Here is a 23,191-nt window from a genome sequence, read left to right on the forward strand (position 1 = left end):
CGTTCGTCCTAAACGATCCTAAAAATTGATAGCTGATCCTTGATCAACGATTATGAGGATAACGCCGTTGACACATTCTCCTGGGACTCAATCGGCAGCAAAACTGCAAAAATCACTTCTGCTGGGACATGTCATTGTTATAGGTCTTGCCTATATTCAACCCATGACCTTGTTCGATACCTTCGGTATGGTATCTGAAGCCAGTGCCCAACATGTACCAACATCTTATTTCTTTGCCTTGCTGGCAGTGCTGTTCACTGCACTGAGCTATGGCTATATGATCAAACGTTATCCATCTTCAGGATCAGCATATACTTATGTGCAACGTGCGATTCATCCCAATGCAGGCTTTATGGTTGGCTGGTCTTCCCTGCTCGACTATATTCTTAGCCCGATGGTGAATATTTTACTTGCAGTCATCTATCTAACTAGTATGTTCCCCAGCGTGAATCAGTGGGTATGGGTCATTGGCCTGACTGGACTTATGACATGGGTCAACCTGCGCGGCATCAGATTTGTAGCCAACCTGAATGGCTTGATCGTATTTTTCCAGATGCTGGTGATTGCGATTTTTGTCTTTTTAATTATTAAAGACTTGGCACTTGGTCATACTGCACAAACTGCGATGGGTTTATCGACAGAAAATAATGGCACCTTGCTTTCATCTGCGCCGTTCTGGAGTGATCAAGCCAAACTAGGTGCCTTAATTTCCGGGGCAACCATTTTGTGCTTCTCTTTTACAGGTTTTGATGCCCTCAGTTCACTGGCAGAAGAAACCCATGAAACCGATAAAGTCTTACCCAAAGCTATTTTCCTGACTGCACTGATTGCGGGCGTTGTGTTTATTGCTGCGACCTACTTTATGCAACTGTATTTTCCAGGAAACCCTGCACAGTATTTCAAACACGTCGATGCTACCCAGCCTGATATTTTACGCATCGTTGGTGGTGAGATGTTCAAGTCTGTGATCTTGGCATTTGCGATTGTCACCGTCATGGCATCGGGTATTTCTGCACATGCGGGAGTGTCGCGCCTGATGTATGTCATGGGTCGTGATGGAGTATTTAACAAAAAATATTTTGGGCATCTGAGCTCACAAACTCATGCGCCCACTTTTAACATTATTTTAGTTGGTATCATTGCACTCTCTGCGGGTTTTACCGATCTTGAACACGTCATTAACCTGATTAGCTTCGGGGCGCTGACTGCATTTAGTTTTGTGAACCTGTGTGTGGTTTCACAATATGTATTGCGTGAAGGACGTACCAAAACCCCCGCAGATATTTTCCGCTACTTGGTGATTCCAATGCTCGGCTTTATCTCGATTGGTGCACTGTGGCTTCAAATTAACCACACCGCGTTGCAATGGGGAATTGTCTGGGCTGTGATTGGAGTTTTATTCCTTGGCTATAAAACCAAAGGCTTTAAAATTCCACCACCACAGTACAAACACGACTAAAGCACGCTCAATAAAAAAACCAGCGCGATGCTGGTTTTTTATTGCTTGTGTTTGCCAACTCAAGCTTTAAATTAGCCTGCCAATTTTTCAGTAATCGCTAGAACACGTTTTGCATAGGCTTTAGCCGTATCTAAATCACCTGATGGAATCTCATCGACACTTGCATCGGCAGGAGACTGTACCAACAGACCGACTGATCCGCCCAAGTTATTAATATCTTGGCGAGTCGCTGCTTTTGTATTCGCAGGCAATAATCCCAAGCTCACCCAGAGACCACCATGTTGTGAGGCCAAAGTTTGCAACTGAATGAGTGTTACCTGTTTGTCACCGTTAAAACTTGCGCTGTTGGTAAAACCTGCAAACACTTTATCTTTCCATGCTTGAGTGAACCATGCTTTTGAAGTTGCATCAGCAAATTTCTTAAATTGCCAAGGCGCTGTACCCATGTAAGTTGGTGCACCAAATACAATTGCATCAGCCTGATTTAAGGTTTCCCAATCAGCTTCTTGAATATCGCCATTTTGGTCAATTGCAATCAGTTGTGCTGCAATTTCATTTGCAAACGTCTCTGCAATCACTTTGGTATGACCATATCCAGAAAAATATACCACTGCTACTTTTGCCATGTTGAAACCCTATTTTTTCGTTTTAGAAAGGAATTGTTATATAATATATTTTAGAAACTAACTGTCAATTAGTTACCAAAAGGTAACTACGGGCATTTGATCAAACATAGCACGGAATATATTTCAAATATGACATCGTTACCGTCTTACAACATTTACAATCTGTATTGTCCAGCGCGCCTGTTTTTTGAAACACTTGCCAATAAATGGGTGTTACTGATCATGAATGTACTGGAATGTTCTCCACAACATTTCAATCTTTTGAAAAAAAACATTGAAGGTATTTCTCCCAAAGTCCTATCACAAACACTTAAAAACTTAGAACGTGATGGCTTTGTGAAAAGAACCGTGATCGATAGTAGCCCAATCCGAGTAGAATATGCTTTAACTCCACTCGGAACAGATTTCTCAAAAACAGCATATTTATTAAAAGAATGGGCAGAACAGAATATTGATCGTGTTTTAGATGCACAAAATGCTTATGATGCAAATCTGAAAAAAATACCAACTGACTAAGTCTTTGAATAATTTATGAATGATTAGTTGATAAGAAAATATATTTCAAGAAAGTACAAGAAAAATGAAATTGGCTGATGATCAAGCTCTATTTATAAAATAAAAAAAGTGCCCCCATAACGAGGACACTTTTTTTATGCGACTCTAATCATTACAGCACTTTAAAACCTTGTTGGCGCCAAGCTTCATACACGATGACTGCTGTAGCATTCGACAAATTCAAGCTGCGGGAGTTTTCTGCCATTGGCAGACGAATCCATTGTTCTTTTGGAAACATAAGGCGCACATGTTCTGGCAAGCCACGTGTTTCAGGCCCCATCAGCAATGCCACAGGGCGATTTAAATCAACAGTATGTGGAATTGCCGAACCTTTGGTCGTCAATGGAAAAATATGCTCAACGCCCTGACTTGCCAAGTTCTCAAGGCACTGCTCAAAATTGTCCCAGATTTTCATACGCGCATATTCGTGATAGTCCAACCCTGCACGCTTGAGCTTTTTGTCATCCAGTTCAAAACCTAAAGGCTTGATCAAATGTAACTGAGCGCCTGTATTGGCACATAAACGAATGATATTTCCCGTATTGCTTGGAATTTCAGGCTCGTACAAAACCACATGAATCACAACTTTTCTCGACTTTTTCTACAGAAGTTACCGCAACTACTGCCACTGTAACTGTTCACGTAAATGCACGACTTCACCAATAATGGTCAAAGTTGGTGCTTGAATTTGATATTCGGTGACTTTACTGGCAATATCCGCCAATGTTCCCACAACGACTTTCTGATCGGGGGTTGTTCCCTTAGAAATGAGTGCTACAGGCATATCTGGGCGCTGACCATGGGCAATCAGTTGCTGGCTAATTTTTTCCAATCCTACCAAGCCCATATACAGCACCAGCGTCTGGTTTTCATAGACCAGTTCATCCCAAGGCAATTCAGGCGAACCCTCCTTAAGATGTCCTGTCAGAAAACGTACACTTTGAGCATAGTCACGATGTGTTAATGGAATACCTGCATAAGCTGAACAGCCAGATGCCGCGGTAATCCCTGGTACAACCTGAAAAGGTACACCCGCTGCAAATAATTCCTGAATTTCTTCGCCACCACGTCCAAAAATAAACGGATCACCACCTTTTAGGCGACATACCCGTTTGCCCTGTTGTGCATATTCAACCAGTAAGGCATTGATACCATCTTGAGGGACACTATGATTGGAACGTGCTTTACCCACATACACCTTTTCAGCATCACGGCGGCATAAATCTAAAATAGGTGGAGAGACTAAACGGTCATAAATCACCACATCCGCCTGTTGCATGAGGCGTAAGGCCTTGAGCGTCAATAGTTCAGGATCACCTGGCCCTGCTCCGACCAAATACACTTCGCCTTTGGGTGCTGTCCACTCTGCCAATGCCTGTTGTAGCATCTGATTGGCTTTTTCCAAGTTGTCATTAAACACTTGTTCTTTGAGAGGACTTGCATAAAGCTCTTCCCAAAACACCCGACGCTGATCGGGATTGGGAATTTTTTCTTTCACAGCTTTGCGCCAATGCCCCGAAAATTGTGCCAGCTTGCCTAGACTATGCGGCAGCAAACTTTCAATCTGAGTACGTAACTGGCGGGACAGTACTGGAGATGTGCCATTTGAAGCAACAGAAACCACCAAAGGCGAACGATCAATAATCGCAGGCACCATAAAACGACAGTGCGGAATATCATCTACACTATTGACCAACAGGTTACGCTGCTCACACAAATCAAAAACCAGATGATTGACTTTAGGCTGATTTGTTGCGGCAATGACGAGACGATAAGGGTGCTCTAAATCAGTTTCAACAAATGCATGTTGCAGGAATTTCCCCGTTGATTTATGCACAATCTCAAGCAAATTTTCATCAATTTCAGGTGCAACCACATCAATGATTGCCCCTGCTTTATGTAACAAAATCGCTTTGCGGTAGGCAATATGCCCACCACCAACGATCAAACAACGCTGCTGCTGCAACTTGAGCGAGATTGGAAAAATTTCCACAACAACTCCCTAACTTTCAATCTGATCGTCTTTAAGCAAAAATCGTGCACAAAATTAATCGATGTACTCTAAACCACCCATATATGGGCGTAATACTTCAGGAATGGCGATTTTGCCATCTTTTTGCTGATAGTTTTCCATGACAGCAAGCAAGGTACGACCCACAGCCAAACCTGAACCATTTAAAGTATGTACCAGTTCAAGTTTCTTTTGATCAACGCGATAACGTGCTTTCATACGGCGCGCTTGGAAGTCACCCATATTTGAGCAGCTTGAAATTTCGCGATAAGTATTTTGGCTTGGCACCCAAACTTCCAAATCGTAAGTTTTGGTTGCACCAAAGCCCATGTCACCACCACAAAGGATAATCTTGCGGTATGGCAAACCCAGTGCCTGCAAAATGCCTTCTGCATGTGATGTCAACTCTTCCAAAGCCTGCATCGAGTCTTCAGGCTTCACGATTTGCACCATCTCAACCTTGTCGAACTGGTGCTGACGAATCAAACCACGCGTATCGCGTCCATAAGACCCAGCTTCACTACGGAAACATGGTGTATGTGCGGTGTATTTGAGTGGTAAACGATCCGCATCAATAATTTCATCACGCACAAAGTTAGTGATTGGCACTTCTGCTGTTGGAATCAGGTAATACTCTTTCTCGCCTTTTAATTTGAATAAATCTTCTTCAAATTTAGGAAGTTGACCTGTTCCACGCAAAGTATCGGCATTCACCAGATACGGTACGTACGCTTCGGTATAACCATTTTTCAATGTGTGCGTATCAAGCATGAATTGCGTAATTGCACGTTGTAAACGCGCAAGTGGGCCTTTTAAAACACTAAAGCGTGAACCTGTCAGTTTGGTTGCAGTTTCAAACTCCAAACCACCCATCCACTCGCCAAGGTCCGTATGATCTTTGATTTCAAAGTCAAATTCACGAGGCGTACCCCATTTGTACACTTCAACATTATCACTTTCATCTTTGCCATTCGGTACAGATTCATCTGGCAAGTTTGGAATCGACAAATATTTTTGTTCAATTTCGTTTTGCAATTCAGCCAGTTCAAGTTCTGCCGCTTTAATTTCATCGGCAATGGCTTGCATACGGGTCATAATTTCGGAGGCATCGCCACCTGCTTTTTTGATTTGCCCAACCTGTTTCGCTCCAGCATTACGTTCTGCTTGGAGATTTTCAGTTTTAGACTGAATTTCTTTACGACGAGATTCTAAAGCTGCCCATTCTTCAACGTTCAGTTGTACACCACGTTTGGCAAGCGCTGCATTTACCGCCTCAATATTATTTCTCAGTAATTTCGGGTCAATCATAACCAATCAAATTGCATAAAAAAGACTGGGTATAGTGTAAGCGCTTCATTCTAAAAAATACAGTCACCTGTGATGAATCCTGCAGCTGAGCTACAGGATCCACGACTATTTCGGCAAATATTCAGCACGAATCAAACCTTTTGCCATCGAATATGGCAAGGTCAGTTCTGTCATACCCTCAGCGTAAGAGGCCATTTCATATAGTGGGTACACAAAAACAATGCCATTTGCGCCATAATAAAAATTATCGGTAATCTCCAGTTTTTCTTTGGCAAATTGATGCTGCGTAAACCAGTTCTGATTGGCTTCATACAAGGCATTCAGAAGTTTTTGCTGCACTTGGGTTTGTAAAAGATCATCCACCATAATACGTTTCTTGGTTTTTAGATCAAAAATCACATATTCCTTATGGTACATGCCATGCGCCGCACCCTGATTATAAGTTTCCGACTCAATCACAAATGAGGCCAGATTGGCATTTTGCCCTAAATAACGCACCAGAGCGCTATTTGAACTTTGAGTTAAATGCTGTGCCTGACTGGCTGTTGGTTCAGATGCAGGCGGGTTAAATGCCAGTGGAAAATCTTTCTTGAAACGTTTCAAGAAGAATCCATCAATCCAGTCCACATTGGTTTGTACCGTTGCCAATTGATAAGATGTGCATTCGTCTTTTTCACAAACTTCAACTTTTGGCAAAATAATAGGCTGAGTTTTTGCCTGAATTAATGGAATACTTGCTGTTTGCGACAGGCTTTGGCTGGCTGACGAGGTTTCCTGAGTATGTTGAGATTGCTGGTTGTCATGGCAGGCACTTAATACGCTTACTAAGACTGCCCCAACACAGCAATTGAGTATTTTATGCTTATAATTCAACATATAATTCCCTTGGGTTCAGTAATATTTTTACTATAGGCGATTTGATTGCTCAACTATGTTGCATTATTGCTAAACAAAAAAAAGCCTGCATATCGCAGGCTCTTCGGATCAAAAAATCATTACTGATCAATAATATCTGTGCCTTTAGGCGGGGTAAAATTAAAAATCGATGCAGGAATGCTGACATTTTTTGCCGCATTGCTAAAACGTACTGTTGTGGTTTGCCCTAAAGAATCATTTAAGATCATAAACGTTGGCGTACCATTTGCAGAAAAACTGATACTCAAATTCTGAAATGCGCTGTCTTTGGCTTTTGGCGTCAAGGTATAGTAAGTTTTACTGTGGTCTGGCTGACTTACACGATAAGACTGCATAATCTGACTGGTGTTACCTGAAAGTAATAACGCAGGTGTATTCGCCACTTGGTCACTCAAACTTTGACGTACGGCTTGCTGCAAGTCAGGATCGTAAATCCATACTGTTTTACCTGTCGTCACGATGGTTTGTTTTGATGGTGCCGTTGTTTCCCAGAAGAATTTCCCTGGACGAGCGACTTTCATCACACCGCGGAATGTCTGGTTCAGGTGCTGTGCTGTTAACCCTTTCTTCTGTACTGTTTTTTTACCATTACTTTTAGTGGTCTGTTCAAAGTTCGCACTCAAGCTATGTAAATTGGTTAACTGTCTGACTAAATTTTGAGTCGCTTGCTGTTCTGAAGCGGCAACTGGCGCTGCGAAAACTGTTGTACTTACGACTGGAGCCAAAGTCACAGCACCAAGTACCGCAGCACAAAATGTTTTACGAAGCATATTCATTGATTCACCTTTTTCTTTATAAATGCAGTTGCATTGTTTGCCATACTACTCTAGATGAGAAAATCTAAGAATAGAGAATATAAGCCATTTTGTATTTGTTATAGCGGCAATTTGTGAGCATTTTCGCGATTCATGAATAAAATATGAAAATTTAAAGCATAAAAAAGCCTGCAAAAGCAGGCTTTCTCAAATCAAAACTTATACAGCTTCAATTTTTACGTAGCGACGGCCAAATTGACCTTTCACTTCGAATTTTACTACGCCGTCAGCAGTAGCAAATAGAGTATGGTCGCGGCCCATACCAACATTTGCACCAGCGTGGAATTCTGTACCACGTTGACGAACGATGATGCTTCCAGCAGTTACAGTTTGACCACCGTAAGCTTTAACACCTAGCATTTTTGGGTTTGAATCACGACCGTTACGTGTCGAACCACCGGCTTTCTTGTGAGCCATGTCTCTTACTCCTCGTGATTAGCCTGAAATACCAGTAATTTTCAACTCGGTAAACCATTGACGGTGACCTTGTTGTTTACGGTAATGTTTACGACGACGCATTTTTACAATACGGATTTTGTCGTGACGACCATGACCAACCACTTCTGCAGTTACTTTAGCGCCAGCAACAACTGGAGCACCGATTTGAATGCTTTCGCCGTTTACAACCATTAATACATCATCAAATGTAATAGTTGAACCAGTTTCAGCTTTTAACAATTCTACTTTAAGGGTTTCGCCCTCAACCACACGGTGCTGTTTACCACCGCTTTGGATTACTGCGTACATAATGTACTCCAAACCAAGCCCGTGTCGTCGTGTCGATAAAGGGATATATCGATCTTAAAACGAACGCCACTGGGGATATAAAGGGCTAGTATTTTAAGTAAAAAACATACAAACAACAAGTAGGCATATTTATTTTTACACATTAAAAGCAAAACAAATTTAAGTATTTGTTTTTTATTATTTTTTAATTATTACTCGCAAATAAAAAACCAAGAACTAAGAAAAACATCTATTTTATGGTATAAAACATGCTTTCAGTCACAATGCATTTGCTTGTGGCAGGCAGTATAAAAACGTTTTAAATAGATTTTAGGTTTTATGTTTATGGCCATCGATTTTAAGCAAGATATTCTCGCCCCTGTTGCTGCAGACTTTGCTGCAATGGATAAATTTATCAATGAAGGAATTAGCTCTAAAGTCGCACTGGTTATGTCTGTGAGCAAACATGTGGTTGAGGCAGGTGGCAAACGTATGCGCCCAATCATGTGTCTACTGGCTGCACAAGCCTGTGGTGAAAATGATCTCACCCAGACTCAGCGCTTAGCAGCTGTTATCGAGATGTTGCATACGGCAACATTGGTTCATGATGATGTGGTGGATGAGTCTAATTTACGTCGGGGTCGACCTACTGCCAATGCCACATGGAACAATCAAACTGCCGTTTTGGTGGGTGACTTCCTGATTGCTCGCTCTTTCGATTTGTTGGTTGATCTCAACAATATGACCTTGTTAAAAGAGTTTTCAACAGGAACTTGCGAGATCGCCGAGGGCGAAGTGTTACAGCTTCAGGCGCAGCATCAACCAGATACCACAGAAGAGACTTATCTCAGCATTATTCATGGTAAAACGTCACGCTTATTTCAGCTCGCGACTGAAGGTGCTGCAATTTTAGTCGGTAAACCTGAATATCGTCAGGCGCTGCAACAATATGCGGGACACTTTGGCAACGCCTTCCAGATTATTGATGATATTTTGGACTATACCTCGGACGCTGAGACATTGGGTAAAAATATTGGCGATGATCTAATGGAAGGTAAACCGACCTTGCCATTAATCTCGGCATTAAGTAAGACCTCAGGTACAGATCACGAGATTATCCGTAAAAGTATTGCCACAGGCGGCTTGACTGAACTTGATGACGTCATTCGTATCGTACAAAATTCCGGGGCTTTGGATTATTGTCGTTTACGTGCCCAACAAGAAACTCAGCTTGCAATTGATGCTTTAGCAATTTTACCAGAGAGTATTGCCCGTCAGGGATTATACAATTTAGCCATGCTGGCTCTGGATCGTATTCAATAATAGACCGTGGTGAGATGACTCAACAATCTATCAGCCAAATTCTGATTCATATCCAACAGCAGCTTGAATATCCTTCAACTGCTGTCGATGAACAAATCCTGATTGATCTCGTTCAGCAACTTCGTCCAGAAAATCCACGCAATGTGGAAGAAACCAGAAGCAAGTTTCATTGCCTGTTGCAAGCATTACGACAAACTCCGCATAGTATTGTGAGCTTGCAACAGTATCTGTTGTGCCTCATCACCCAATATCAGCAAACAAAACTGTATGCAGACATTGGGATTTTGTCTCTGGATGGTTTCTGGAATCAATTGGGACAGCGCTTTATGTCCCATATCTTGCCTCCGATTAATGACCAGACTCAGTTGCAAAACCTGCTGGAAAAAGTCTTTTTTTTACCGACCGACCATTACTGGCTTGAACAGATTGAGCTTGCTGAATGGCGAGCCCTATTTCAATTATTTTATCAAAGTCAAAATCAGAAGCAGCAAAAAAATCTGCTCAAACAAGATGTCATTAAAGCAATTAATGTTTTGAGTTATCGCATCAGTGGAATTGGTTTATTTCCAGAGCTGATTTATGCCGAACCAAAGCTCACCGAATACGAATCTCCATTTATCGCACAGAACCGCGAAATTATTGGTTTTATTCATAAATTCAATAACCTATTACTAAACAATCATCAGCCGAGCATCGAGCAGCCGCTGGATGCTGCACAGGCGTTTGTGATGATTGAACAATGTCAAACCATTGTCGGTAATATTCGCAAATCCACCAAACGGATTGGCGTCAGTTTGAATCTGACCTATTTGCTGACTGTTTTAGAACAGAGTCTTGAGCGGTTAGAGCTGCTATTGAAATTATTACAGGAATCTAAAGAGATTCGTGCCAATAGTATTCATAAACTGATCTGTGATTTGGTCACTGCCAACCATAATGAAAAAAGTGTTGGAGCATTACTTTCTGCCAACAGCGAATTGCTGGCTTTTCAAGTCACAGAAAATGCGAGCAAGACTGGCGAAAATTATGTCAGTACTGACAAACAAGGTTTTTTTAGTATGTACTGGGCAGCCGCAGGTGCAGGTTGCATTATTGCGTTGATGGCAACCCTGAAGATTCTGCTGTCTCGCCTAACACTTGCTCCATTTGCTCATGCATTAAGCTATAGCCTGAACTATGCTTTCGGGTTCGTATTTATTCACATCCTGCATTTCACGGTTGCAACCAAACAACCCGCCATGACGGCTGCAGCATTGGCCGCTACGGTTCAGCATCGTAAGGGCTCACGTACAGCACAGCTTGCAGAGCTGGCCGAGCTGATTGTCAATATTATACGTACACAGTTTATTGCGATTTTAGGTAATATTTCGATTGCTATTCCCACTGCTGCAATCATCACTTTTTTATGGGAAAGGATAACCAGTGAGCCCTTACTGAAGCACGCTAAGGCTTCAGACTTGCTACACAGTCTTGATCCGTTTACTTCTCTAGCAATTCCCCATGCCGCAATTGCAGGGGTATGTTTGTTTTTATCGGGCTTAATCGCAGGTTACTTCGACAACATGGCGGTTTACCGAAAAATTGGCCCACGTCTCAAAGCACATCAGCGCTTACGCGACTGGCTTGGAGAAAAAAGGCAAATTCAACTTGCTGATTATATTGAACGTAATTTAGGTGCTTTAGCAGGTAACTTCTTGTTTGGTTTTATGCTTGGCAGCATGGGAACAATTGGGTTTATCCTAGGATTACCGTTAGATATTCGGCATATTGCTTTTGCTTCTGCCAATCTCATCCAAGGGTTAATGTCAATCAATGAATCCCCTGATTTGGGGTTAATTCTCGTGTCTAGTTTTGGCGTCTTACTCATTGGGCTCACTAACCTGTTTGTCAGTTTTTCATTGACCATTCTTGTGGCATTACGCGCTCGACGAGTTCGTTTTGAACAATGGAAACCTTTGGCCAAGTTGGTACTCACCCATTTTGTAACACGACCAAGTGACTTTTTCTGGCCACCTGAAACAACATCTGAAACTTCTGAACATCCTGAAAAATAACATCAAATACAATGTCATAGCGATATGAAATCGAATGTATCCACAATAAAAACCATGCGGTTTTTTGTTATGTTTGTTTACTTAGTGTTAAAAAAAACTTGAAATAAAATTACTATAAATTTTCAGACTTGAAAAAAAGTGTACTGGAAAGTACACTTTACCTTCTTAAAAATACCGTTGTTCGGTGACCTAAATTACAAGGTTTATGCATGCCGTATCTAATGCTTTGTATTGGCTGTGTTTTTTTGATTTTCAGTGTCAGTCTACTGAATTTAATGAGCACTCAAATCTTAGATGAGCAAATTGTCAGAATATTGAGCCTGCATCGAATTGAGTGGTTAGATCTTGTTGCAAAAGGCTTATCTGATCTTGGTAGCATGCCTTTTGTATTGATATTTACGACACTTTGGTGTGTTTACTGGCTACGTATTCGACAGTATGTGATCGTCACAACCATTATTTTAGCAGTGAGTGGAAGCAGTATTATTGGCTGGAGTTTAAAGTGGTTTTTTAATCGTCCCCGCCCTGCCTCTATCTATCATATGGTCAATAGTTATGGTGCATCCTTTCCTAGTGGTCATAGTGTTTCTGCAGCAACGCTGGCATGCCTTGTAATCATGATTTACCGACGACACCCGCATTTCCGCAGCATTGCACCAATAGCATGTATCTGGTTCATATTGATGGGAATTTCTCGAGTATATCTAGGTGTACATTACCCAACAGATGTATTGGCAGGTTGGGGGATCGGCCTTTTATGGGTAGCCCTGATTTGGCTCGGATTCACGCGAATTCATATGAGTAAACAACAATTTAATTTTTAGAAAAAATCTAAAAGAGGTGTAAGAATGATGGCAGCTAAGCTTTGGGTTCCAACCCTTACTGCTTGCGCATTGGCAACAAGTATCGCACTTGTTGGTTGTAGCAATGACAAAAAGGATGCGCAGCAAGCTGCCGCTTCCCAGCAAGCACCTATGGTTGAAGTCGGTGTAATTGTTGCTCAGCCACAAAATGTGGAGAAAACAGTTGAACTCGCAGGTAGAACATCGCCTTATGAAGTCTCTGAGGTTCGCCCTCAGACAAGCGGTGTGATTTTAAAGCGTCTATTTGCTGAAGGTAGCTATGTCAAAGCAGGGCAACCTTTGTATCAAATCGACTCTCGTGCTAACCGTGCTAGTGTTGAAAATGCCCAAGCAAGTTTGTTACAGCAAGAAGCCAATCTCAATAGTTTAACCACCAAAATGAATCGTTATAACCAGCTGGTCGGCATTAATGCTGTCGCCAAGCAGGACTATGATGATTTGGTTGGCCAAGTCAAAGTTGCAAAAGCTCAGGTTGAAGCAGCACGCGCCGCATTAAACTCTGCACAAATCAATTTAGGCTACTCTACAATTCGTGCGCCTATTTCAGGTCAAACTGATCGTTCATCATTTACCGCAGGTGCTTTAGTCACTTCGGGACAAGCCGATGCACTGGTTAAAATTCAACGTTTAGATCCGATTTATGTCGATATTACCCAGTCAAGCAGTGACCTGTTGCGTTTGAGACAGGAACTGAAAAAAGGCAGTTTAGATAACAGCAACAATGCAAAAGTCAAACTTAAACTCGAAGATGGAAGCACATATGGCAATCAGGGTAACCTTGCCTTTGCCGATGCCAGTGTAGACACCAGTACAGGAAGTATTACCATTCGTGCTGTGTTCTCTAACCCAGATCGCTTGCTCCTTCCTGGTATGTACGTCACTGCTCAAATTGTGGAAGGTGTTGTTCCAAATGCTTATCTAGTGCCACAAATTGCTGTGTCTCGCACACCGACAGGTCAAGCAACGGTATTTATTGTTAACGCAAAAGGTATCGTAGAAACCCGTAATGTTCAGACTGCTGCTGCTCAAGGTCAAAACTGGATTGTAACCAGTGGTTTAAAACCAGGTGATAAAGTCATTGCCGATGGTGTTGCTAAAGTAAAAGAAGGCCAACAGGTGAAAACCACACCGTATCAGCCTGCTCCTGCTCAAGCAGCAACGCCAGCAAACCCTGTTGCTCCTGTCGCAAAACCAAATGCATCAGCACCTGCTCAAAGCTCATCTAAACAGCAAGCACAGCAACATGCTTAAGGGGTAGATTGAATGGCTCGCTTTTTTATTCATCGCCCGATTTTTGCATGGGTGATTGCATTGGTGATCATGTTGGCGGGGGTTATTACGCTGACACAGATGCCAATTGCACAATATCCAACAGTTGCCCCACCGAAAATTACAATTTCGGCGATGTATCCAGGGGCATCTGCTGAAACTGTTGAAAATACCGTTACACAGGTGATTGAACAACAATTAAATGGCTTGGATGGTTTGCGCTATATCAGCTCACAAAGCGCAGCCAACGGTTCTGTGTCGATTGCCGTGAACTTCAAGCAAGGGGTTGACCCGAACATGGCACAGGTTCAGGTGCAAAATAAGTTGCAGACCGCAACAGCATCTTTACCTCAAGCCGTACAGCGTCAAGGCGTAACCGTTAAAAAATCGGGTGCTAGCTTCTTGCAAGTCGTCGCATTCTATTCGCCTGATGACAGCTTAAGCGGTGCATACATCAAGGACTATGTGAACTCACATATTTCTGAACCGCTCAGCCGTGTTGCGGGTGTAGGTGAAGTTCAGGTCTTCGGTGGTCAATATGCGATGCGTATCTGGCTCGATCCTGCGAAACTGACCAATTATCAGCTCACACCAAGTGATGTGAGTAGTGCAATTCAAGCACAAAACACTCAGGTTTCTGTCGGTCAGCTCGGGGGATCACCTGCGGTCAATGGTCAGATGATCAATGCGACAGTCAATGCGCAAAGCTTATTGCAAACACCAGAGCAGTTTAAAAACATTATTCTGAAAAACACGACATCGGGCGCTCAAGTCCGCTTGGGTGATGTGGCGCGTGTAGAGCTTGGTGCTGAAGACTATCAGTATGATACTAAATATAATGGTAAAGCTGCTGGCGGTGTCGCGATTCGTCTGGCAACAGGCGCCAATGCACTCGATACTGCCAACAATGTACAGGCTGCTCTTGCAAAATTGCGTCCAAACTACCCTGCAGGGATGAAAGATACGATTGCATTTGACAGTACACCATTTATTAAACTATCGATTGAAAACGTGGTACATACTCTCGTTGAAGCAATCGTACTGGTGTTTATTGTCATGTTCCTGTTCTTGCAGAACTGGCGTGCAACCATCATTCCAACACTTGCAGTTCCTGTGGTGGTTTTAGGTACATTTGCAATCATTAACCTGTTCGGCTTCTCGATTAACACCTTAACCATGTTTGCGATGGTACTTGCAATTGGTTTGCTGGTAGACGATGCAATTGTGGTGGTAGAAAACGTCGAGCGACTGATGCAGCAAGAACACCTTGACCCTGTCACGGCCACCGAAAAATCGATGGGGCAAATTACAGGGGCATTGATTGGTATTACCAGTGTATTAACTGCCGTGTTTATTCCAATGTCATTTTTTAGCGGGACAACCGGGGTTATTTATCGACAATTCTCGATTACACTGGTCACTGCGATGGTCTTGTCATTGATTATTGCCCTGACCTTTACGCCTGCCCTTTGTGCCACCATTTTAAAACAGCATGATCCAAATAAAGCGCCAAGTAACCATGTTTTTGCGCGCTTCTTTAGAGGATTTAACAGCGGTTTCGACAAGTTATCTCAACGCTATCAAAACGGCGTCAATCGCATGACACACAATAAAGTGTTCTCTGCAACATTTTATGTGATCGTGATTGGTCTGTTAGGTTTCTTGTTTAAATCACTGCCAACGGCGTTCTTGCCCGATGAAGACCAAGGTGTGGTCATGGCATTGGTACAATTACCAACCAATGCTTCTTTGGAACGTACAGGCAAAACCCTAGACACCATGACCGATTATTTCATGAATAAAGAAAAATCGAGTGTTGCATCCGTGTTTAGTGTGGCGGGCTTCTCGTTCACAGGTGTTGGTCAAAACCAAGGTATTCAGTTCGTCAAACTCAAAGACTGGAGTGAACGTAAAACACCAGAAACCCAAATCGGCGCTCTGGTTGGGCGTGCAATGGCACTCAATGGCATGATCAAAGATGCGTCAATGATCTTCCCGTTACAATTACCATCTATGCCTGAACTAGGTACAAGTTCTGGTTTTGACTTCATGCTTAAAGATGTGAATGGTCAAGGACATGCCAAACTGCTTGAAGCACGTAATGCGATTTTGGGCATGGCCTCTCAAGACAAGCGCTTGATGGCTGTGCGTCCAAACGGCATGCAAGATACTTCACAGTATCAAATTCAGATTGACCAAGCCAAAGCAGGCGCTATGGGCATTAACCTGTCAGACATTAACAACACCATGAGTATTGCTTGGGGTGGTAGTTATGTAAATGACTTCCTTGATCATGGTCGTATTAAGAAAGTCTATGTACAAAGTGATGCACCAAGCCGTATGATGCCTGAAGACCTAAATAAATGGTATGTTCGTAACTCAACAGGTACGATGGTTCCATTCTCTAGTTTTGCTACAGGTTCTTGGACATATGGTTCACCGCGCTTAGAGCGTTATAATGGTGTATCGTCGATTAACATTCAGGGTGCGCCAGCACCGGGTGTGAGTTCAGGTGAAGCCATCAAGGCCATGCAGGAAATCATGCAAAAATTACCTGCGATGGGCTTAAAAGGCTTCGACTATGAATGGACAGGTCTGTCACTTGAAGAACAGGATTCAGGTAAACAAGGTCCTTACCTGTATGCCCTTTCGTTAATGATTGTCTTCTTGTGCTTGGCAGCATTATATGAAAGCTGGTCAGTTCCTTTCTCTGTATTGTTGGTTGTACCACTCGGTGTACTCGGTGCATTAGCACTCACCTTTGTTGGCTTGATGATCTTGAAGAATCCAAATCTTGCCAATAACATCTACTTCCAGGTGGCGATTATTGCGGTGATTGGTCTTTCGGCGAAAAACGCGATCTTGATTGTCGAATTCGCAAAAGAACTGCAAGAAAAAGGTGAAGAACTGTTTGAGGCCACCATGCATGCAGCAAAACTGCGGTTACGACCAATTATCATGACCACACTGGCATTTGGTTTTGGTGTATTGCCACTGGCGATTTCAACAGGCGCAGGTGCAGGTAGTCAGCACTCTGTTGGTTATGGTGTATTGGGTGGCGTACTCAGCTCAACATTACTTGGTATTTTCTTTATTCCTGTATTCTTTGTTTGGATTCGTAGTATCTTTAAATACAAACCAAAGAATACTCAAATTCAGGAGCATAAATCGTGATGCAAAACATATGGTCTCTTACAGGTCGTAGCATTGCCGTCTCCACACTTGCGCTTGCTTTGGCTGCCTGCCAAAGCATGCGCGGTCCAGAGCCTGTTGCAAAACCCGATATTCCAAATCAGTTTGCATCGCAAAATACTGCTGGATCTTCTGTTGCAGAGCAAGGTTACAAAGACTATTTCTCAGACCCACGTTTGTTAAAAGTCATTGAAATGAGTCTGGACAATAATCGTGATTTGCGTACTGCGGCATTGAATATTCAAAAAGCACAGTTGCAATATCATGTGACTGAACTTGATCAACTGCCTACTGTTGGTACACAAGCCGATTACGCTCGTGCCCAAACAGCCAGCTCCAACTGGAAACCATATTCTGCCTATCAGGTTTCTCTTGGGGTAACGTCTTATGAATTAGACTTCTGGGGACGTGTGCGCAGCCTAAAAGATGCAGCACTCGATAGTTACCTGTCGACACGTGCAGCGAAAGACTCAACTCAAATTAGTTTGATTAGTCAGGTGGCTGAGGCATGGGTGAGTTATTCTTATGCAAATGCAAACTTGCATCTGGCACAGCAAACGCTTAAAGCACAGCAAGAATCGTACAATCTCAACAAAAAACGCTTTGATGTCGGTATTGACAGTGAAGTTCCACTACGCCAATCGCAAATTTCTGTAGAAACTGCACGTAGTGACGTTGCCAATTATCAGACTAAACTTGAACAAGCCAAAAACCTGCTTGATCTTTTAGTCGGTAAAACTGTTCCAGCAGAGTTGCTACCAAAGGACACTGTGAAGCAGATTACCTCACAAAAAGTATTGGCAGCAGGCTTACCAAGTGACTTGCTCAACAACCGTCCAGATATTGTGTCGGCTGAATATCAGTTAAGTGCAGCAGGCGCTAATATTGGTGCAGCGAAAGCAGCCATGTTCCCAACCATTAGCTTAACTGCAAACGCAGGTTTTGCCAGCTACCAGTTGAGTGATCTGTTTAAATCGGGTTCAACTGTTTGGCAATTTGCACCGTCGATCAATCTGCCAATTTTTGACTGGGGAACACGTAAAACCAACGTCAAAATTTCAAAAGTTGATCAACAACTGTCTTTAACTACATATGAAAAGACGATTCAAACGGCTTTCCGTGAAGTCAATGACGTATTGGCAACCCGCGCTCATATCAATGAACGTTTGGCAGCACAACGTAGTTTGGTACAGGCAACCAACAAAAACTATCAACTATCAACTGCCCGTTTCCGCGCAGGAATTGATAATTACTTGACAGTTTTGGATGCACAGCGCTCAAACTACGCTGCAGCACAAGGTTTACTGACGCTTGAACAAACCAATCTGAACAACCAGATTGAATTGTATAAGACCTTAGGTGGTGGCGTGAAAGCCAACACTTCAGACCAAGTGCAGTACCCTGCCTCAAGTGCTGAACGCAATCAGAAAAAATAGACCAGACAAGAAAAAGCCCACTTCGGTGGGCTTTTTTTATTACTTCACTTGAGCTTTACGAATCTGTTTATACAGTATGGATGGTGACAAACGTGACAGCATTACACCCAGTTTTTCTTTGCGTCCACCAATCACAATATATTCCTGATTTTGCAGCAAGGCTTTGACTGTCTGCTGAGCAAATTCATCTGCATCCAAACCTTGTTCAATCGCTTCATCTTGGAAACCTTGTGCTTCGCCATTTCCTGTTAAAGCATTTAGCGACACATTGGTTTTGACAAAACCTGGGAATACGACTGCAACATGAATTCCCTGTGCGGCAACCTCGGCACGCAAACTGTTTGCCCACATATGAATCGCAGCTTTGGCAGCCGAATACGTGGCCCGATACTGAGTTCCGATCAGCCCTGCAACACTGGAAATAAACACCACACGTCCCGATTTTTGCTTGAGCAACGTTGGTAAAACAGCTTTGGTCATAGCGACTTGAGCAAAATAATCCACTTCCATAATCTTGCGTTCAGTGTCCATGGACGTGTCTTGAATTAAAGCACGCTGACTTAGACCTGCATTATTGATCAACCAGTCGATTCTGCCTTTTTCTGTCAAAACCTGCTGTAGCGCCTGCTCGATCTGCACGGCATTGGTAATATCCAGTGGAATACAAATATGCTTCTCTTGGTTTGCCAGCAAGGCTTTTACCCGTTGCAACTCACTGTCGCGACGTGCAGACAAAATCAGGTGCATACCTAACTCGGCAAAGACAATCGCCAAAGCCTGCCCAATTCCCGAAGACGCCCCTGTAATCCAAACCACCTGATCTTGCAAATTTTGTGTTTTCATAAACTGCCTTATTGTGTATGCCCATCACGAATCAAAAATTTCAGGAAATGATCGATATAATAAGGCGCAACGTGCAAATCAACTTCCTTGCCTAAGCCCTGTAAACGCTTATACCCCATATGAGTAGTCATTTGTATGACGCCATTTAAAGTTTTATCCACCACAAAATTAAAATGCAGCATTTCTTTGGGAACACGAATTAAATGCGTCACACCTTGATCAATAATTTCGGTCAATGCATGAAATGCAGGGCTAATCTGACTGGCATCGCCTGCCTGAATCTTTTGAACCAATGTTAAAATTTGATCAACCAAGGTATCACTTACAGGATAACGTAAAAATACCTGATCTTGTTCCAAGACAATACATTTCGCAAAATAATTAACAATACCAACCAAGCGCGTATTACTCAGCAATGCAACTGACCACGGCAAATATTTTTTTAAGGCATCCAGCACATGCTGTACGACTTTTTCGGACTCTTCAGCAATTTTATGCCCTTCAGGGCGTTGCACACGCTGCTTTTGTTGAACCAATAAATCGACAAACACTTGCTGAATAATTTGCACCGCAACATCAGCAAGTAATTGCCCCAATTCATGTGCCAGTTTTTGCTTGGTTGCGGCATTAAGTTGCTGTTGTAACGTTAAAAATTGTGCATAACTTTGCGGGTTGACCTGCAAACTGACCACATACCCCATAAAAAATCCTGCTTCAGGCATCCAATTTATCGCTTAACTGGATATTGTCGCATGATATGCCACAGATTGCCGACGCTTTGTAGCTTAATCTTGTGGATTTTTTTGCTACAATGGAGCCAATTTTTTTGCACTTTTGATCTGTTAACTATGACTGACGCAACTGCGAATTCCGCTCAGAATATTGCTACAACCTACGATCCTACCGAGATCGAGAAAAAATGGTATCAAACTTGGGAAGAGAAAGGCTACTTTAAGCCATCGGGTCAAGGTGACTCTTTCTGTATCGTGATTCCACCACCAAACGTCACAGGTAGTTTGCACATGGGGCATGGCTTTAACAACGCCATTATGGATGCCCTCACCCGTTACAATCGTATGATGGGTAAAAACACTTTGTGGCAACCAGGGACTGACCATGCAGGTATTGCAACGCAAATGGTGGTTGAACGTCAACTTGCCGCGCAAAACATTAGCCGCCATGACTTGGGTCGTGAACAGTTCATCGACAAAGTCTGGGAATGGAAAGAACAGTCTGGCGGTAACATTACCCGTCAAATCCGTCGTTTGGGTTCTTCTGTAGACTGGTCACGCGAACGCTTCACCATGGATGAAGGTTTGTCGAATGCGGTGAAAGAAGTGTTTGTTCAGTTACACGAACAAGGTCTGATTTACCGTGGCAAACGCTTGGTGAACTGGGATCCAAAACTTCAAACAGCATTGTCTGACCTTGAAGTTGAAAACCATGAAGAAAAAGGTTCATTGTGGCACTTCAAATACTTCTTTGAAGACAAAACCCTGAAAACCAAAGACGGTTTAGATTACTTGGTGGTGGCAACCACGCGTCCAGAAACCTTACTTGGCGATACCGCGGTTGCCGTTCACCCTGAAGATGAACGTTATGCACACCTGATTGGCAAAAACATCATTCTGCCAATTACAGGTCGTTTAGTGCCAGTGGTTGCTGACGAATACGTTGAAAAAGACTTCGGTACTGGGTGTGTAAAAATCACCCCTGCTCACGACTTCAACGACTATGAAGTGGGTAAACGCTGCAACTTGCCAATCATCAACATTTTCAACAAGAATGCAGAAGTGTTGGCTGAGTTTGAATACATTGCTAAAGCAGGCGAACAGATTTCTCAAACTATTGCTGCTCCTGCGGACTACGTTGGTTTAGAGCGTTTTGCTGCACGTAAAAAACTGGTTGCTCAGGCAGAAGCGGAAGGCTGGTTAGACCAAATCCAACCGTATGACTTGAAAGCACCACGCGGTGACCGTTCAGGCGTGATCGTTGAGCCATTATTGACCGATCAATGGTATGTAAAAATTGCACCATTGGCTGAACCTGCGATTGAAGCCGTGAAAGATGGTCGCATCAAGTTTGTGCCAGAGCAGTACACCAACATGTACATGGCGTGGATGAACAACATCCAAGACTGGTGTATTTCACGTCAGTTGTGGTGGGGTCACCGTATTCCAGCTTGGTACGATGCTGAAGGCAATGTCTATGTGGGTCGTGACGAAGAAGAAGTTCGTGCAAAACACAACATCGCAGACAGCATCAGCCTACAACAAGACGAAGACGTGCTTGATACATGGTTCTCGTCAGGTCTTTGGACATTCTCGACTTTAGGCTGGACTGGCGATGCGGCAAAAGATGCGGCAAATGACATTCTCAAAACTTTCCACCCAACTGATGTGTTAGTGACTGGTTTTGACATCATTTTCTTCTGGGTTGCCCGTATGATCATGATGACCATGCACTTCATGAAAAATGAAGATGGCACGCCACAAGTTCCGTTCAAAACTGTGTATGTACATGGTTTGGTACGTGATGGCGAAGGTCAGAAAATGTCGAAATCGAAAGGTAACGTGCTTGACCCACTGGACTTGATCGACGGTATTGATCTTGAAAGTCTGGTTGCAAAACGTACTTTTGGTTTGATGAACCCGAAACAAGCTGACAAGATCGAAAAAGCAACGCGCAAAGAATTCCCTGAAGGCATTAGCTCTTACGGCACTGACGCAGTACGTTTCACCTTCTGTGCGCTTGCCAATACAGGTCGTGACATTAAGTTCGATTTAAAACGTGTTGAAGGTTACCGTAACTTCTGTAACAAGATCTGGAACGCAACCCGTTTCGTGTTGATGAATGTTGAAGGTCAAGACGTTGCACAAGTGGCAAATCCTGAACTTTGGGAACTTCCAGAACAATGGATCATCAGCCGTTTACAAAAAGCAGAACAAGCGGTTCATCAAGCATTTGAAACCTATCGTTTAGACCTTGCAGCGCAAGCGATTTACGACTTCATCTGGAATGAATACTGTGACTGGTATGTTGAGCTGACTAAGCCTGTTCTGAACGATGCCAATGTATCAAATGAACGTAAAGCTGAAGTTCGTCGCGTATTACTTGCAGTCATGGAAGCGTCTTTACGTTTGGCGCATCCGCTTATGCCGTATTTGACTGAAGAAATCTGGCAAACCCTTGCGCCAATGGTTGGCAAAGGTGGCGACACGATTATGACGGCGCAGTACCCTGTGCCAGAAGCCGCGAAAATCAACGATCAAGCTGAAGCAGACATGCAGTGGTTGCAAGGTTTGATTGGTGCGGTACGTAACATTCGTGGTGAAATGGGCTTAGGTAATGCGCGTTTGTTGCCTGTTCTACTTCAAAACACTACCGATGCTGAAAAAGCACAAATCACACGTATTGAGGCATTGTTTAAAGCTTTGGCAAAAGTGGAAAGCATTACCTTCTTGGCAGATGCTGAGCAACCACCATTATCATCTTCTTCTGTTGTGGGCCATGTGTCTGTATTTGTTCCTATGAAAGGTTTGATCGACCCGAAAGCAGAGCTAGGTCGTTTGCAAAAAGACTTGGACAAAGTGCAAAAGCAGCATGACCAGATTGCCACTAAACTTGGCAATGAAGGTTTTGTGGCGAAAGCACCTGCGGCTGTGGTTGAAGGTGAACGTGCGAAGTTGGCTGAGTTTGCTGACCAGTTAGCGAAGATTAAAGCGAATATGGAGCAGATTGCAGCGCTTTAATGCTGTAATCTGACTACTATTTAATCTAAAATCCTCTTCAACCT

Annotated in this window: 19 protein-coding genes; 9 read left to right on the top strand and 10 right to left on the bottom strand. The window is 43.1% G+C overall.

Annotated features, from left to right (window positions below):
- Window positions 1-52 precede the first annotated feature (52 nt).
- A complete protein-coding gene (locus tag P255_RS09335; RefSeq protein WP_004899964.1) occupies window positions 53-1,459 on the top strand; it encodes an APC family permease in 1,407 nt (468 codons plus the stop codon).
- A gap of 71 nt (window positions 1,460-1,530) precedes the next feature.
- Here P255_RS09335 and P255_RS09340 read toward each other — a convergent pair whose 3' ends face one another.
- Window positions 1,531-2,085 (bottom strand): flavodoxin family protein, encoded by a 555-nt coding sequence (locus P255_RS09340; RefSeq protein ID WP_004899962.1) that lies wholly within the window; start codon window positions 2,083-2,085, stop codon window positions 1,531-1,533.
- Window positions 2,086-2,214: 129 nt separating this feature from the next.
- On the opposite strand from P255_RS09340, the gene P255_RS09345 reads away from it, so the two are divergent.
- Window positions 2,215-2,601, top strand: a complete 387-nt coding sequence (locus P255_RS09345; protein WP_004899959.1) for a winged helix-turn-helix transcriptional regulator — start codon at window positions 2,215-2,217, stop codon at window positions 2,599-2,601.
- Between the two features lie 151 nt (window positions 2,602-2,752).
- Here P255_RS09345 and P255_RS09350 read toward each other — a convergent pair whose 3' ends face one another.
- The 7 genes from P255_RS09350 to rplU form a co-directional block, all read right to left on the bottom strand.
- Window positions 2,753-3,223 carry a tRNA (cytidine(34)-2'-O)-methyltransferase gene (locus P255_RS09350; RefSeq protein ID WP_004751054.1) on the bottom strand — a complete coding sequence of 157 codons (471 nt, stop codon included), beginning with the start codon at window positions 3,221-3,223 and terminating at the stop codon, window positions 2,753-2,755.
- Window positions 3,224-3,259: 36 nt separating this feature from the next.
- Window positions 3,260-4,633, bottom strand: a complete 1,374-nt coding sequence (cysG, locus tag P255_RS09355; RefSeq protein WP_004899956.1) for a siroheme synthase CysG — start codon at window positions 4,631-4,633, stop codon at window positions 3,260-3,262.
- Window positions 4,634-4,687: 54 nt separating this feature from the next.
- Window positions 4,688-5,959, bottom strand: coding sequence for a serine--tRNA ligase (gene serS, locus P255_RS09360; protein ID WP_004899954.1), 1,272 nt, complete (start codon window positions 5,957-5,959; stop codon window positions 4,688-4,690).
- Between the two features lie 105 nt (window positions 5,960-6,064).
- Window positions 6,065-6,835, bottom strand: coding sequence for an RsiV family protein (locus P255_RS09365; RefSeq protein WP_004899953.1), 771 nt, complete (start codon window positions 6,833-6,835; stop codon window positions 6,065-6,067).
- A 119-nt stretch (window positions 6,836-6,954) separates the two neighbouring features.
- Window positions 6,955-7,650 carry an outer membrane lipoprotein periplasmic chaperone LolA gene (gene lolA / locus P255_RS09370; RefSeq protein ID WP_004899950.1) on the bottom strand — a complete coding sequence of 232 codons (696 nt, stop codon included), beginning with the start codon at window positions 7,648-7,650 and terminating at the stop codon, window positions 6,955-6,957.
- 198 nt (window positions 7,651-7,848) lie between these two features.
- Window positions 7,849-8,106 carry a 50S ribosomal protein L27 gene (gene rpmA, locus P255_RS09375; protein WP_004899948.1) on the bottom strand — a complete coding sequence of 86 codons (258 nt, stop codon included), beginning with the start codon at window positions 8,104-8,106 and terminating at the stop codon, window positions 7,849-7,851.
- Window positions 8,107-8,124: 18 nt separating this feature from the next.
- Entirely contained in the window at window positions 8,125-8,436 is a 312-nt protein-coding gene (gene rplU / locus P255_RS09380; protein WP_004751043.1) for a 50S ribosomal protein L21, read from the bottom strand.
- 324 nt (window positions 8,437-8,760) lie between these two features.
- On the opposite strand from rplU, the gene sdsA reads away from it, so the two are divergent.
- The 6 genes from sdsA to adeC all read left to right on the top strand — a co-directional run bounded on the left by sdsA (window position 8,761) and on the right by adeC (window position 18,552).
- Window positions 8,761-9,738, top strand: coding sequence for an All-trans-nonaprenyl-diphosphate synthase (gene sdsA, locus P255_RS09385; protein ID WP_004751041.1), 978 nt, complete (start codon window positions 8,761-8,763; stop codon window positions 9,736-9,738).
- Window positions 9,739-9,752: 14 nt separating this feature from the next.
- Window positions 9,753-11,792, top strand: a complete 2,040-nt coding sequence (locus P255_RS09390) for a site-specific recombinase (RefSeq protein ID WP_004899945.1) — start codon at window positions 9,753-9,755, stop codon at window positions 11,790-11,792.
- A gap of 209 nt (window positions 11,793-12,001) precedes the next feature.
- Entirely contained in the window at window positions 12,002-12,616 is a 615-nt protein-coding gene (locus P255_RS09395; protein ID WP_004899943.1) for a phosphatase PAP2 family protein, read from the top strand.
- A gap of 24 nt (window positions 12,617-12,640) precedes the next feature.
- The gene (locus P255_RS09400; RefSeq protein ID WP_171063620.1) at window positions 12,641-13,906 is read left to right on the top strand and encodes an efflux RND transporter periplasmic adaptor subunit; all 1,266 of its coding nucleotides are present in this window, start codon (window positions 12,641-12,643) and stop codon (window positions 13,904-13,906) included.
- Window positions 13,907-13,918: 12 nt separating this feature from the next.
- A complete protein-coding gene (locus P255_RS09405) occupies window positions 13,919-17,098 on the top strand; it encodes an efflux RND transporter permease subunit (protein ID WP_004899937.1) in 3,180 nt (1,059 codons plus the stop codon).
- Window positions 17,098-18,552 carry an AdeC/AdeK/OprM family multidrug efflux complex outer membrane factor gene (gene adeC, locus P255_RS09410; protein WP_004899934.1) on the top strand — a complete coding sequence of 485 codons (1,455 nt, stop codon included), beginning with the start codon at window positions 17,098-17,100 and terminating at the stop codon, window positions 18,550-18,552. Before P255_RS09405 ends, adeC begins: the two co-directional genes overlap by 1 nt.
- A gap of 39 nt (window positions 18,553-18,591) precedes the next feature.
- Here adeC and P255_RS09415 read toward each other — a convergent pair whose 3' ends face one another.
- Both P255_RS09415 and P255_RS09420 read right to left on the bottom strand, forming a co-directional pair.
- Entirely contained in the window at window positions 18,592-19,395 is an 804-nt protein-coding gene (locus P255_RS09415) for an SDR family oxidoreductase (protein WP_004899932.1), read from the bottom strand.
- Between the two features lie 8 nt (window positions 19,396-19,403).
- Window positions 19,404-20,096, bottom strand: a complete 693-nt coding sequence (locus tag P255_RS09420) for a hypothetical protein (RefSeq protein ID WP_004899930.1) — start codon at window positions 20,094-20,096, stop codon at window positions 19,404-19,406.
- A gap of 147 nt (window positions 20,097-20,243) precedes the next feature.
- Here P255_RS09420 and P255_RS09425 point away from each other — a divergent pair, with 147 nt between their 5' ends.
- Window positions 20,244-23,147, top strand: a complete 2,904-nt coding sequence (locus tag P255_RS09425) for a valine--tRNA ligase (protein ID WP_035365164.1) — start codon at window positions 20,244-20,246, stop codon at window positions 23,145-23,147.
- The last annotated feature ends 44 nt before the right edge of the window (window positions 23,148-23,191 follow it).

Source organism: Acinetobacter brisouii CIP 110357, from assembly GCF_000488275.1.
GTDB classification, from domain to species: domain Bacteria; phylum Pseudomonadota; class Gammaproteobacteria; order Pseudomonadales; family Moraxellaceae; genus Acinetobacter; species Acinetobacter brisouii.

Bases quoted from the DNA above. Each gene is read 5' to 3' on its own strand.
- P255_RS09395 (WP_004899943.1), top strand. From the start codon at position 12,002: ATGCCGTATCTAATGCTTTGTATTGGCTGTGTTTTTTTGATTTTCAGT.
- P255_RS09405 (WP_004899937.1), top strand. From the start codon at position 13,919: ATGGCTCGCTTTTTTATTCATCGCCCGATTTTTGCATGGGTGATTGCA.
- P255_RS09335 (WP_004899964.1), top strand. From the start codon at position 53: ATGAGGATAACGCCGTTGACACATTCTCCTGGGACTCAATCGGCAGCA.
- adeC (WP_004899934.1), top strand. From the start codon at position 17,098: ATGCAAAACATATGGTCTCTTACAGGTCGTAGCATTGCCGTCTCCACA.
- P255_RS09340 (WP_004899962.1), bottom strand. From the start codon at position 2,085: ATGGCAAAAGTAGCAGTGGTATATTTTTCTGGATATGGTCATACCAAA.
- serS (WP_004899954.1), bottom strand. From the start codon at position 5,959: ATGATTGACCCGAAATTACTGAGAAATAATATTGAGGCGGTAAATGCA.
- sdsA (WP_004751041.1), top strand. From the start codon at position 8,761: ATGGCCATCGATTTTAAGCAAGATATTCTCGCCCCTGTTGCTGCAGAC.
- P255_RS09400 (WP_171063620.1), top strand. From the start codon at position 12,641: ATGATGGCAGCTAAGCTTTGGGTTCCAACCCTTACTGCTTGCGCATTG.
- P255_RS09390 (WP_004899945.1), top strand. From the start codon at position 9,753: ATGACTCAACAATCTATCAGCCAAATTCTGATTCATATCCAACAGCAG.
- P255_RS09420 (WP_004899930.1), bottom strand. From the start codon at position 20,096: ATGGGGTATGTGGTCAGTTTGCAGGTCAACCCGCAAAGTTATGCACAA.
- rpmA (WP_004899948.1), bottom strand. From the start codon at position 8,106: ATGGCTCACAAGAAAGCCGGTGGTTCGACACGTAACGGTCGTGATTCA.
- rplU (WP_004751043.1), bottom strand. From the start codon at position 8,436: ATGTACGCAGTAATCCAAAGCGGTGGTAAACAGCACCGTGTGGTTGAG.
- lolA (WP_004899950.1), bottom strand. From the start codon at position 7,650: ATGAATATGCTTCGTAAAACATTTTGTGCTGCGGTACTTGGTGCTGTG.
- P255_RS09415 (WP_004899932.1), bottom strand. From the start codon at position 19,395: ATGAAAACACAAAATTTGCAAGATCAGGTGGTTTGGATTACAGGGGCG.
- P255_RS09345 (WP_004899959.1), top strand. From the start codon at position 2,215: ATGACATCGTTACCGTCTTACAACATTTACAATCTGTATTGTCCAGCG.
- P255_RS09425 (WP_035365164.1), top strand. From the start codon at position 20,244: ATGACTGACGCAACTGCGAATTCCGCTCAGAATATTGCTACAACCTAC.
- P255_RS09365 (WP_004899953.1), bottom strand. From the start codon at position 6,835: ATGTTGAATTATAAGCATAAAATACTCAATTGCTGTGTTGGGGCAGTC.